9 protein-coding genes are annotated in these 12,400 nt (G+C 71.4%); 4 read left to right on the forward strand and 5 right to left on the reverse strand.

Annotation, left to right across the window (positions count from 1 at the left end):
• Window positions 1-27: 27 nt before the first annotated feature.
• The 4 genes from AC061S_RS11785 to AC061S_RS11800 all read left to right on the forward strand — a co-directional run bounded on the left by AC061S_RS11785 (window position 28) and on the right by AC061S_RS11800 (window position 4,600).
• On the forward strand, window positions 28-1,131 hold the full coding sequence (locus AC061S_RS11785; RefSeq protein WP_478685841.1) for a winged helix DNA-binding domain-containing protein: 1,104 nt from the start codon (window positions 28-30) through the stop codon (window positions 1,129-1,131).
• A gap of 123 nt (window positions 1,132-1,254) precedes the next feature.
• A complete protein-coding gene (locus AC061S_RS11790; protein ID WP_478685842.1) occupies window positions 1,255-2,025 on the forward strand; it encodes an SDR family NAD(P)-dependent oxidoreductase in 771 nt (256 codons plus the stop codon).
• A gap of 175 nt (window positions 2,026-2,200) precedes the next feature.
• Window positions 2,201-3,343, forward strand: a complete 1,143-nt coding sequence (locus tag AC061S_RS11795; RefSeq protein WP_478685843.1) for an epoxide hydrolase family protein — start codon at window positions 2,201-2,203, stop codon at window positions 3,341-3,343.
• Between the two features lie 33 nt (window positions 3,344-3,376).
• Window positions 3,377-4,600: a cytochrome P450 gene (locus tag AC061S_RS11800; protein ID WP_478685844.1), complete on the forward strand. Its 1,224-nt coding sequence runs from the start codon at window positions 3,377-3,379 to the stop codon at window positions 4,598-4,600.
• A 75-nt stretch (window positions 4,601-4,675) separates the two neighbouring features.
• On the opposite strand, the gene metF is transcribed toward AC061S_RS11800, so the two are convergent.
• From metF to metK, 5 genes are read right to left on the reverse strand one after another with little or no spacing between them, the layout of a single operon-like run.
• The gene (gene metF, locus AC061S_RS11805) at window positions 4,676-5,581 is read right to left on the reverse strand and encodes a methylenetetrahydrofolate reductase [NAD(P)H] (protein WP_478685845.1); all 906 of its coding nucleotides are present in this window, start codon (window positions 5,579-5,581) and stop codon (window positions 4,676-4,678) included.
• On the reverse strand, window positions 5,578-6,654 hold the full coding sequence (locus AC061S_RS11810; protein ID WP_478685846.1) for a methyltransferase: 1,077 nt from the start codon (window positions 6,652-6,654) through the stop codon (window positions 5,578-5,580). The genes metF and AC061S_RS11810 overlap by 4 nt, the downstream gene beginning before the upstream one ends.
• A 38-nt stretch (window positions 6,655-6,692) precedes the next feature.
• The gene (gene metH, locus AC061S_RS11815) at window positions 6,693-10,172 is read right to left on the reverse strand and encodes a methionine synthase (protein WP_478685847.1); all 3,480 of its coding nucleotides are present in this window, start codon (window positions 10,170-10,172) and stop codon (window positions 6,693-6,695) included.
• The gene (locus AC061S_RS11820) at window positions 10,169-11,155 is read right to left on the reverse strand and encodes a carbohydrate kinase family protein (RefSeq protein ID WP_478685848.1); all 987 of its coding nucleotides are present in this window, start codon (window positions 11,153-11,155) and stop codon (window positions 10,169-10,171) included. The genes metH and AC061S_RS11820 overlap by 4 nt, the downstream gene beginning before the upstream one ends.
• A gap of 1 nt (window position 11,156) precedes the next feature.
• A complete protein-coding gene (gene metK, locus AC061S_RS11825) occupies window positions 11,157-12,380 on the reverse strand; it encodes a methionine adenosyltransferase (protein WP_478685849.1) in 1,224 nt (407 codons plus the stop codon).
• Between the last annotated feature and the right edge of the window lie 20 nt (window positions 12,381-12,400).

Genomic DNA, 12,400 nt, shown 5'->3' on the forward strand with positions numbered 1-12,400 from the left:
CCGAGCGGCGCCGGGCACAGTGCGGGCATGTCCACGCTCTCGCGCCGCGCGCTCAACCGCGCACTCCTCGAGCGTCAGTTGCTGCTGCGCCGGCACCGGCTGACCGCCGCCGAGACGATCGGCCATCTGGTAGGGATGCAGGCGCAGGCGCCCGACCCGCCGTACGTCGGGCTGTGGACCCGGCTGGCGGACTTCGCGCCCGGGGAACTGGCCGGGCTGATCAGCCGGCGGGAGGCGGTCCGCATCGCCCTGATGCGCGCCACCGTCCACCTCGTCACCGCCCAGGACTGCCTGACGCTGCGGCCCCTGACCCAGCCCGCCCTCGACCGGGACCTGCGCGGTGCCACCCGCTACGCCAAGGCCGCCGAGGGGTTGTCGGCCCAGCGGCTGCGGGAGGTGGGGCGGGCGGTCCTCGCGGAGCGTCCGCTGACGCCCAAGGAGATCGGCGAGGCGCTCGGCGGGATCTGGCCGGACCGCGATCCCGCCGGCCTGGCGTACGCGGTGCGCAATCTGCTGCCGGTGGTCCAGGTGCCGCCGCGCGGTATCTGGGGCGTGGGCGGCCGGACCCGGTACGCGGCCGCCGAGTCCTGGCTCGGCCGCTCCCTGGACCGCGCGCCCCTGCTGGACACGGTGGTGACGCGCTACCTGCGGGCCTACGGTCCGGCGAGCGTCAAGGACGTGCAGACGTGGGCCGGGCTGACCGGGCTGCGTGCGGTGCTGGAGCGGCTGCGCCCCGCACTGCGTACCTTCCGCGACGAGCACGGCGCCGAACTGTTCGACGTGCCCGACGGGCCGCTGCCCGGCCCGGACATCCCGGCGCCGGTGCGGTTCCTGCCGGAGTTCGACAACATCCTGCTCTCCCACGCCGACCGGGCGCGGATCCTCGGCGAGGTCCCCCGCTCGGCGGTCTTCACCCGCAACGGGATCATCCGGGCCACCGTGCTCGTCGACGGCCTGGTGCGCGGCACCTGGACGGTCGCCCGGGAGCGGGACACGGCCACGCTGTGCGTCGAGCCGTTCGCGGCCCTGTCGCGGGCCGAGACGGACGCCGTGGCCGAGGAGGGGGAGCGGCTGCTGGGCTTCGCCGCGGCGGACAGCGCGGGACACGACATCCGTATCGCGTCCGCCTGACCCGCCCCGGGCGACGTTCCCTGACGCCCTGCCCCGGACGGCGTCCCCTGCCGTATCCCGGGCGACTGTCCCGAGTGACTGTTCCGAATGACTGTCCCGAACCAAGGAATGAGGCAATCCGCCATGACCGACCAGCCGTTCGCCGACCGTACCGTCGTCGTCACCGGAGGCGGCACCGGCATCGGCCGGGCCACCGCCCTGGCCTTCGCCGGTCTCGGCGCCACCCGGGTGATCGTCACGGGCCGGCGCAAGGACCGGCTCGAGGAGACCGCCGGCCTCAGCCCCGCCGTGGTTCCCGTCGTTGCCGACGTGGCCACCGAGGAGGGCGCGCAGGCCGTCGCGGACGCGGTGCGCGACGCCGGCGGCACCCTGGACGTCCTGGTGCACAACGCCGGGGTGTTCCGGTTCAGCCCGCTGGCCGCGCTGGACACGGACGCCGCCCGCGAGGTCCTGGACATCAACGTCCTGGGCCCGCTGCTGCTCACCAACCGGCTGCTGCCGCTGCTGCGTTCCCCGGGCGCCAGTATCGTCCTCGTCTCCAGCCGCGGCGGCCACAACCCGGGCCCCGGCAGCTCCGTCTACTCGGCGAGCAAGGCCGCCGTGCACAGTTTCACCAGGAGCTGGGCCGCCGAGCTGGCCGACCGGGGGATCCGGGTCAACGCGGTCGCGCCCGGCTTCGTACGGACCGAGGCGTACGCCGCGAACGGGCTCGGCCCCCAGGAGGTCGAGGGCCTGTTCGCGGGTGTCGTCCACGGCATCCCGCTCGGCCGGGTCGCGGACGCCGAGGACATCGCCCCGTGGATCACCCGGCTCGCGGACCCGGCCAGTTCCCTGGTGACCGGTCAGATCGTCACCGTCGACGGCGGGATGGACGTGGGCGGGGGCCGGGGCTGAAGGCCACGCCCGGCAGCCTCGCGCCTCTTGACCGCCGCTCGAGCCGGGATTCAGGGCGGCGGCCTAGGGTCCGTCGTGCCGGGCGGGCCGGTTCGCTCCCGGCCCGCCCGGCGGGCATGCCCGAGTTCGGCCGCGCCACGCACCGCCCCGCCACGCCCCCCGAAAGGACCGCCGGATGAGCTCCGCCCTTCTCCCCTTCCGCATCGAGACACCCGAGGCGGAGCTGGCCGACCTGCGGCAGCGGCTGTCCCGCACTCGCTGGCCGGAACCGGAGACGGTGTCCGACTGGTCTCAGGGCGCCCCCCTGGCCTACGTACAGGAGCTGTGCGGGTACTGGGCCGACCGCTACGACTGGCGGGCCACCGAGGCCCGGCTCAACGCACTGCCGCAGTTCCGCACCGAGATCGACGGGCTCGGCATCCACTTCCTGCACGTACGCTCCCCGCGCCCTGGTGCCGTGCCTCTCCTGCTCACCCACGGGTGGCCCGGCTCGGTCGTCGAATTCCTCGACATCATCGGGGAGCTGGCCGACCCGGGGGACCCGGCGGCGCCGGCCTTCGACGTGGTGTGCCCCTCACTGCCCGGGTACGGGTTCGGCGAGAAACCGTCCGGGCCCGGCTGGACGGCCGAGCGCACCGCCGCGGCCTGGGACGAGCTGATGACCCGGCTCGGCTACGCCCGGTACGCCGCCCACGGCGTGGACTGGGGCTCGTTCGTCACGGCGATCCTCGGCGAGCGGGACACGGCCCGCCCGGCCGGGGAGCGTCGGCTGATCGGCATCCACCTGACCATGCCGTTCGCCCGTCCGCCGCAGGAGCAGGCCGAGCTGTCCGAGCGGGACCTCGCCGGGCTGGCCGCCATGAAGGAGTTCCAGCAGAACGAGGGCGGGTACTCGGTCATCCAGACCACCCGCCCGCAGACCCTCGGCTACGGGCTGACCGACTCGCCGGCCGGGCAGCTCGCCTGGATGGTGGAGAAGTACTGGGCGTGGAGCGACCACGACGGTGACGTGGAGAAGGCCGTCCCCCGGGACCGGCTGCTCGACGCGGTGACGGTGGGCTGGCTGAACGCGACCGCCGCCTCCTCCGCCCGGATCTACTGGGAGAGCCAGAACAAGCTGGCGCTGGGCTCCGTCGCGGTCCCGGCCGCGGTCTCCAACTTCCCCGCGGACGGGCGTATGCCGCGCCCCTGGATCGAGGGCCGCTTCACCGATCTGCGCCGCTTCACCGACCACGAGAGCGGCGGCCACTTCCCGGCACTGGAACAGCCCGGTGTGCTCGTCGCCGAACTGCGCGCGTTCTTCGGCCCCTTGCACTGAACCCATCGCCGCTCCCACCCGGAAGGACCCATTGTGACCAGCCAAACCGCCGAGCAGGGCCAGGAGCAGACCCAGACGTTCCCCTACCGGCGCACCTGCCCCTTCACCCCGCCGGCCGAGTACGCGCAGATGGCCGAGGAGGACGTCTCGCAAGTCACGCTGAGCGGATCGGGCCTGCGCATATGGACCGTGACCGGCTACCACACGATCCGGCAGCTGCTGACCGACCCGCGGGTGAGCGCCTCCCGCCGGCACGAGAACTTCCCCTTCTACTTCATAGCGCCGCCCGAGTACCGCACCGAGACCTCGTTCATCGGGTACGACGGCAAGGAGCACATCGACACCCGCCGCAAGGCGGCCCTGACCTTCACCAACCGGCAGGTGCAGCGGCTCCGCCCGCGCATCGAGGAGATCGTCGACGAGCACATCGACCGGATGCTGGCGATGGAGGCCCCGGTCGACATGCACCGGGTGTTCTCGCTGGCGGTGCCGATGACCGTCATCTGCGAGCTGCTCGGCATTCCGCAGGACCGGCACGACTTCTTCATCAAGCACGGTACGGCCCTGCTGGGCGGCCACAGTTCGACCGAGGAGCGCCAGGCCGCGATCGTCGAGGTCAACGAGTACGTCGACGAGCTGATCCAGCTCAAGAAGCGCGAGCCGGGCGACGACCTGCTGAGCCGGGCCATGGCCGACTACGAGGCGTCCGGCGAGGAGTACACCGACCGGGACCTGTTCAACATGGTGCGGCTGCTGATGAACGGCGGCCACGAGACCACCGCGAGCCAGATCTCGCTGGGCACGGCCTGCCTGCTGGAGAACCCCGACCAGCTCGAACTCCTGCGCAACGACCCGTCGCTGATCAAGCCGGCCGTGGAAGAGCTGGTGCGGATAGCCACCATCGGCGACACGGCCGTGCCCCGGGTCGCGCTGGAGGACATCGAGATCGGCGGCAAGGTCATCCCCAAGGGCGACGGCATCCTCTGCCTCGGCCTGGCCGCCAACCGCGACCCCGAGGTCTTCCCCGAGCCGGAGAAGCTCGTCATCAGCCGCGGCAGCCGCAAGCACCTGGGCTTCGGCCACGGCGTGCACCACTGCATCGGCGCCGACCTGGCCCGGCTGGAGCTGGAGATCGTGTGGAGCCGGCTGTTCGACCGCATCCCGGGCCTGAAACTGGCCCAGCCGTTCCTGGAGATCGAGCGCAAGGAAGGCGCGGTGATCTACGGCCTGTGGAGCCTGCCCGTCGAAGGCTGGTGACGCCGGCGGCGCGCTGAGACACGGAAACGGGCCCTGCTCCGGTGGAGAGCAGGGCCCCTTCGCGCGCTGCGGGGATCAGTGCGGCTGCAGCGGGCGGGCTGCGGTCAGAGCCAGGTTCTGGTGGATGTCGAGGGCGGCCGTGGAGCGGTTGAGGGTGATGTAGTGCAGGCCGGGGGCTCCCTCGGTGAGGAGCCGGTCCGCCATGGCGGTGGCATGGTCGACACCGATGCGGTACGCGGCCTGCGGGTTGTCGCGTACGGCGTCCAGCCGACGGGCCAGGTCCTCCGGGAAGGCGGCGTCGCTGAGTTCGGCGAACCGGCGGATCTGCCGGACGTCGGTCGCGGGCATGATCTCGGGGATGATCGGGGTGTCGCAGCCGGCCGCCGCGACCCGGTCGCGCAGCCGCAGGTAGTCCTCCGCGTCGAAGAACATCTGGGTGACCGCGTAGTCGGCGCCGGCCCGGCACTTGGCGACGAAGTGCCGGATGTCGCTCTCCCAGTCCACCGACCTCGGGTGCAGTTCGGGGAAGGCCGCCACGCCCACGCTGAACTGCCCGGACCGGCGGACCAGCTCCACCAGCTCGCGGGCGAAGGTGAGGCCCTGCGGGTGCGGTACCCACGGCCCGCGCGGATCGCCGGGCGGGTCGCCGCGCAGGACGAGTACGTCCCGGATGCCCGCGTCCGCGTATTGGCCGATGATCTGGCGCAGCTCGGCCACCGAGTGGCCGACGGCGGTGAGGTGGGCAACGGGCCGGAGGGTGGTCTCGGCGGCGATCCGCCGGGTGACCTCGACGGTCCGGTCGCGGGACGAGCCGCCGGCGCCGTAGGTCACGGAGACGAAGGTCGGCGCGAGCGCCTCCACGCGCCGGATCGCGTCCCACAGGGCGCGCTCCCCGGCCGGGGACTTCGGCGGGAAGAACTCGAACGAGAAACTGCGCTCGCCGGCCGCCAGAACCTCGGCCAGGAAGCGGGCCGAGGTCACCGTCGGCCCTCGTCCCCGTCCGCGGCCACGGCCTCGACCAGGCAGTCGGGGCCCGCGCTGGTGGTCACTCCGGTGAGCCGCAGACCGGCAGGCTCGAGGATCTCTCGGAACTCACGCTCGGTGCGCTGCCGCCCCGTGGTGCCGATGAGCGTCTCGAGGTCGAGGAGCTTGCCGATGGACGGCTGCGGGCCCTCGGGGAGCACGGGCTCACCGAGCAGCAGTGTGGCGTGGTCGGGCATGGCCGCCCGGCAGTTGCGCAGGATCCGTACGCACTCCTCGTCGTTCCAGTCGTGCACCACGGCGGTCAGGACATAGGCGTCGGCACCGGCGGGGACCTCGTCGAAGAAGGAGCCCCCGACGATCTTCACCCGGTCGGCGACGCCGGCCTCGGTGAGCAGCGGCAGGGCCCGCTCCACCACGTCGGGCAGGTCGAACAGGACACCTTGGACCCCGGGGTGGGCCTTCAGTATGCCGGCCAGGTAGGCGCCGTTGCCGCCGCCGACGTCGACGACGGTGCCGAAGCGGCTGAAGTCGTAGGCATCGAGGGTGGCGTAGACCGCGGAGGCCACCGAGGTCATGGCGTCGTCGAAGACCGCGGCGTCCTGGGGGTGGGTGCGGTAATAGTCGAACTGGGGCTGGCCGTGGACGCGTGCGAAGGCGGACTCGCCGGTGCGGACGCTCTCGTGGAGGCCGGACCAGGCGGCGCGGTGCATGGTCGAGCCGAAGTGGCGGGCAAGTCCGCGCAGGGAGCCGGGAGTGCCGGCGCGCAGCAGCTCCCCCAGCGGGGTCAGGGCGAAGCGGCGGCCGTCCAGCTCGGTGAAGACGCCCATGTCGCCCAGCGGGCGCAGCAGGCGGTAGAGCGTCGGCCCGTGGGCACCGACCTCGGCGGCGATCTCGTCCGCCGTGCGCGGGCCTTCGGCGAGGACGTCGGCGACACCGTAGCTCGCGGCGACGCTGATCGCCTGGCTGACGAAGGTGCCCATCAGCAGCTGGAGCATCATCTCCTGGGGCGCCGGCTCGGCGGCCGGCGGGCGGGACGTGGTCGGGGTCGTCGGCGTCGCGGTCTTGGCCATGTGGGTCGTGGCTCCTTCGTGGGATGCGGGGCGGGGGGTCAGCGTGCGTTGAAGTAGCTCGCCTCGGGGTGGTGGATCACGATGGCGTCGGTGGACTGCTCGGGATGGAGCTGGAACTCCTCCGAGAGCACGACGCCGATGCGCTCCGGCTGGAGGAGGTCGGCGATCTTGGCGCGGTCCTCCAGGTTGGGGCAGGCCGGGTAGCCCAGGGAGTAGCGGCAGCCCTGGTACTCGGTACGCAGCATTCCGTCGAGGCCGTCCGGGTCGTCGGCGGCGATGGCGAGCTCCGTGCGGACGCGGGCGTGCCAGTACTCGGCGAGGGCCTCGGCGAGCTGGACGGACAGGCCGTGCAGCTCCAGGTAGTCGCGGTAGGAGTCGGACTCGAACAGCTTGGCCGTGGCCTCGCCGATCTTGGAGCCGACGGTGACCACCTGGAGGCCGACGACGTCGGTCTCGCCGGACTCCTCGGGGCGGAAGAAGTCGGCGAGGCACAGGTTCCGGCCGCGCTGCTGGCGGGGGAAGGTGAACCGGGTCCGCTCGCTGCCGCGCTCGTCCAGGATGATCAGGTCGTCGCCCTTGGACACGCAGGGGAAGTAGCCGTGGACCACGGCGGCTTCCAGCATGTGGTCCGTGTGAAGCCGGTCGAGCCACATGCGCAGCCGCGGCCGGCCCTCGGACGCGATCGTGTCGGCGCCCTTGAGGCCCCACTGGCCCTTGAACAGGGCGCTCTCGTCGAGCCAGGAGGCGTAGTCCTTGAGCGGGATGCCCTTGACGACGCGGGTGCCCCAGAACGGCGGGGTGGGGACGCGGTTGTCGACGGCCACGTCGGAACGGGCCGGGCCCTTCGCCTCCGCCATCTGGCCGAGGGAGTCCGCGGCGCCGGCCGCTGATGTTTCCGTGCGCTTGGCGACGCGGCGCTTCTTCAGTTCGGGGAGGGTGGCGCCGGGGACTCCGCGCTTGACGGCGATGAGGGCGTCCATGAGGCGCAGGCCCTCGAAGGCGTCGCGGGCGTAGCGGACCTCGCCCTCGTAGATTTCGTGGAGGTCCTGTTCGACGTAGGCGCGGGTCAGGGCGGCGCCGCCGAGGATGACGGGGTAGTCGGCTGCCAGCTTGCGCTGGTTGAGCTCCTCCAGGTTCTCCTTCATGATCACGGTGGACTTCACGAGGAGACCGGACATCCCGATGACATCGGCCTTGTGCTCGGCGGCGGCTTCGAGGATCGCGGACACCGGCTGCTTGATGCCGATGTTGACCACGTTGTAGCCGTTGTTGGTCAGGATGATGTCGACGAGGTTCTTGCCGATGTCGTGGACGTCGCCGCGGACGGTGGCCAGCACGATGGTGCCCTTGCCCTCGGCGTCGCTCTTCTCCATGTGCGGTTCCAGGTAGGCGACCGCCGTCTTCATCACCTCGGCGGACTGGAGCACGAACGGCAGCTGCATCTGACCGGAACCGAAGAGCTCGCCGACGACCTTCATCCCCTCCAGGAGGGTGTCGTTGACGATGTCGAGGGCGGGGCGGGTCTGGAGGGCCTCGTCGAGGTCGGTCTCCAGACCGTTCTTCTCCCCGTCGATGATGCGGCGCTGCAGGCGCTCGTCCAGCGGCAGGGCGAGGAGTTCCTCGGCGCGGCCGGCCTTCATCGACTTGGTGTTGACGCCCTCGAAGAGGGCCATCAGCTTCTGCAGCGGGTCGTAGCCCTCGGCACGCCGGTCGTAGATCAGGTCGAGGGCGGTGCCCACCTGCTCGTCGTCGAAGCGCGCGATCGGCAAGATCTTGCTCGCGTGGACGATCGCCGAGTCCAGACCGGCCTTGACGCACTCGTCGAGGAAGACGGAGTTCAGCAGCACACGCGCGGCCGGGTTGAGACCGAAGGAGATGTTCGACAGGCCCAGGGTCGTCTGCACGTCCGGGTGGCGGCGCTTGAGCTCACGGATCGACTCGATCGTCGCGATGCCGTCCTTACGCGACTCCTCCTGACCCGTGCAGATCGTGAAAGTGAGCGTGTCGATGAGGATGTCCGACTCGTGGATCCCCCAGTTGCCGGTCAGATCGTCGATGAGCCGCTCGGCGATGGCGACCTTGTGCTCGACGGTACGGGCCTGGCCCTCCTCGTCGATGGTCAGCGCGATCAGCGCGGCACCGTGCTCCCGGGCCAGACCCGTGACCTTCGCGAAACGCGACTCCGGCCCGTCACCGTCCTCATAGTTCACCGAGTTGATGACCGCACGCCCGCCGATCTTCTCCAGACCGGCCCGCAGGACGGGAACCTCCGTGGAGTCCAGCACGATCGGCAGCGTGGAAGTCGTGGCGAACAGGCCCGCCAGCTTCTCCATGTCCGCGACGCCGTCACGGCCCACGTAGTCCACGCACAGGTCGAGCATGTGCGCGCCCTCGCGGATCTGGTCGCGGACCATTTCCACACAGTCGTCCCAGCGGGCCTCCAGCATCGCGTCGCGGAACTTCTTCGACCCGTTCGCGTTCGTCCGCTCGCCGATCGCCATGAAGGCCGCGTCCTGGCGGAACGGCACGGTCTGGTAGAGGGACGCGGCCCCTGCCTCCGGACGCGGGTCGCGGGCCCCGGGCGTGGCTCCCCGTACGCGCTCGACCACCTGGCGCAGGTGCTCGGGCGTGGTACCGCAGCAGCCGCCCACCAGGGAGAGGCCGTGTTCCCGGACGAAAGCCTCCTGGGCGTCGGCCAGCTCGGAGGCCGACAGGGGGTAGTGCGCGCCGTTCTTGCCCAGGACCGGCAGGCCGGCGTTGGGCATGCAGGACAGCGGGATACGGGAGTTGCGGGCGAGATGGCGCAGGTGCTCGCTCATCTCCGCCGGACCCGTCGCGCAGTTCAGACCGATCATGTCGATGCCCAGAGGCTCCAGCGCGGTCAGCGCCGCGCCGATCTCCGAACCCAGCAGCATCGTGCCGGTGGTCTCCACGGTCACGGAGCAGATCAGCGGGACCGAGACGCCCAGCGCCTCCATCGCCCGCCGCGCACCGACGATCGAGGACTTCGTCTGGAGCAGGTCCTGCGTCGTCTCCACCAGCAGTGCGTCGGCGCCGCCGGTGAGCAGGCCCTCGGCGTTGATCTGGTAGCCGTCGCGGATCTTCCCGTACGAGATGTGCCCCAGCGTCGGCAGCTTGGTGCCGGGGCCCATGGAGCCGAGCACCCAGCGCTGCTGCCCGGTCGAGGCGGTGAACTCGTCGGCGACCTCGCGGGCGATGCGTGCACCGGACTCCGACAGCTCGAAGTTCCGCTCGGGGATGTCGTACTCGGCCAGTGCCGCGAGATTCGCACCGAAGGTGTTCGTCTCCACGCAGTCCACGCCCACCGCGAAGTACTCCTCGTGCACGGAGCGCACGATGTCCGGGCGGGTGGCGTTCAGGACCTCGTTGCAGCCCTCGAGCTGCTGGAAGTCCTCCATCGTGGGGTCCTGCGCCTGAAGCATGGTCCCCATGGCTCCGTCGGCGACCACCACACGGGTGGCGAGCGCCTGGCGAAGCGCATCGGCCCGGGTGCTCATCGCGGCTCCTCGCTCAGCCAGGGGCGAAAGGCGGCAGCGGCCTGCACGCCGTAGGCTGCCTCGATGTCGGCCAGGAGCGCGGCGGGGTGTACCTCGTACTCCTGAGGGCCGACCGTGCCCAGCACGGTGGTGGCCAGGGCGCAGCCCAGCCGGGCCGCGCTCCCGGCGTCCAGCCCGCGGCCGACGGCCGCGAGGAACCCGGCCCGGAAGGCGTCGCCCACGCCGGTGGGGTCGGCCGTGGTGCCGGCCGGGACGGCCGGCACCCGCACCGGGTCCTCACCGTCCCGGTCGATCCGTGCGCCGTCCGCGCCGAGCGTGGTCACCCAGGTCCCGACCCGGCGGAGGACGTCCGCGCGCTGCCATCCGGTGCGCTCCAGGAGCAGCGCGGCCTCGTACTCGTTGGTGAACAGCCAGCGGGCGCCGTCCACGAGCTGCTCGATCTGGTGGCCTTCGAGGCTGGCGAGCTGCTGGGAGGGGTCGGCGGCGAAGGGGATGCCGAGCTCGCGGCAGTCAGCCGTGTGGCGGAGCATCGCCTCCGGGTCGTTCGGGGAGACCAGGACGAGGTCGAGTCCGCCCGCATGCTCGGCGACGGGCCCGATGGCGATGTCCCGGGCCTCGGTCATGGCGCCCGCGTAGAAGGCGGCGATCTGGTTCATGTCCCGGTCGGTGATGCACAGGAAGCGCGCCGTCTGCCGGGTCTCGGACACGTGGACGCTGTCCGTGTCCACCCCGTGCTCCTTGAGATGGATCCGGTACTCGGCGAAGTCCTCCCCCACGGCGCCGACGAGAACGGGGCTCAGCCCGAAGCCGCCGAGGCCGTAGGAGATGTTGGCGGCGACTCCGCCGCGCCGGACGTCGAGGCCGTCGACGAGGAAGGAGAGCGAGATCTTCTCGAGCTGGTCGGCCAGGAGCTGGTCGGTGATGCTGCCGGGGAAGACCATCAGGAGGTCGGTGGCGATGGATCCGGTGACGGCGACGCGCATGTCAGATCCCCGCAGCCTTGCGCAGGGCCTCGACCCGGTCGGTGCGCTCCCAGGTGAAGTCCGGCAGCTCGCGGCCGAAGTGGCCGTAGGCGGCGGTCTGGGCGTAGATGGGGCGCAGCAGGTCGAGGTCGCGGATGATCGCCGCGGGGCGCAGGTCGAAGACCTCTGTGATGGCCTTCTCGATGCGGTCGATGGCCACGAGTGCGGTGCCGAAGGTTTCGACGAAGAGGCCGACGGGCTCGGCCTTGCCGATGGCGTAGGCGACCTGGACCTCGCAGCGCGAGGCCAGACCGGCGGCGACCACGTTCTTGGCGACCCAGCGCATCGCGTACGCGGCGGAGCGGTCCACCTTGGACGGGTCCTTGCCCGAGAAGGCGCCGCCGCCGTGCCGGGCCATGCCGCCGTAGGTGTCGATGATGATCTTGCGGCCGGTCAGGCCCGCGTCACCCATCGGGCCGCCGACCTCGAACCGGCCGGTCGGGTTGACCAGCAGCCGGTAGCCCTCGGTCTCCAGCTTGATGCCCTCTTCGGCGAGCTGGTTGAGCACATGCTCGACCACGTACACGCGGATGTCGGGGGCGAGCAGCGCCTCCAGGTCGATGTCCGCGGCGTGCTGCGAGGAGACCACGACCGTGTCGAGGCGGATGGGGCGGCTGCCCCGGTACTCGATGGTGACCTGGGTCTTGCCGTCGGGGCGCAGGTACGGGACGGTACCGTCCTTGCGGACCTCGGTCAGCCGGCGGGCCAGCCGGTGGGCCAGGTCGATCGGCAGCGGCATCAGCGTCGGCGTCTCGTCGGTGGCGTAGCCGAACATCAGGCCCTGGTCGCCGGCGCCCTGCTTGTCGAGCTCGTCCCCTTCCTCGCCTGCGGCGGCGCCCTCGACGCGCTGCTCGTACGCGGTGTCGACGCCCTGCGCGATGTCCGGGGACTGCGCGCCGATGGACACCGACACGCCGCAGGAGGCGCCGTCGAAGCCCTTCTTCGAGGAGTCGTAACCGATCTCGAGGATCTTGTCGCGGACGAGCTGCGCGATCGGCGCGTACGCCTTCGTCGTCACCTCTCCCGCGATGTGCACCTGGCCTGTGGTGATGAGGGTTTCGACAGCGACCCGGGAGGCCGGGTCCTCGCGCAGCAGGGCGTCGAGGATGGCATCGCTGATCTGGTCGGCGATCTTGTCCGGGTGGCCCTCGGTGACGGACTCCGAGGTGAACAGACGGCGGGACATGCACACTCCTGGTGTCGGTG

The organism is Streptomyces sp. CA189 (genome assembly GCF_056428985.1).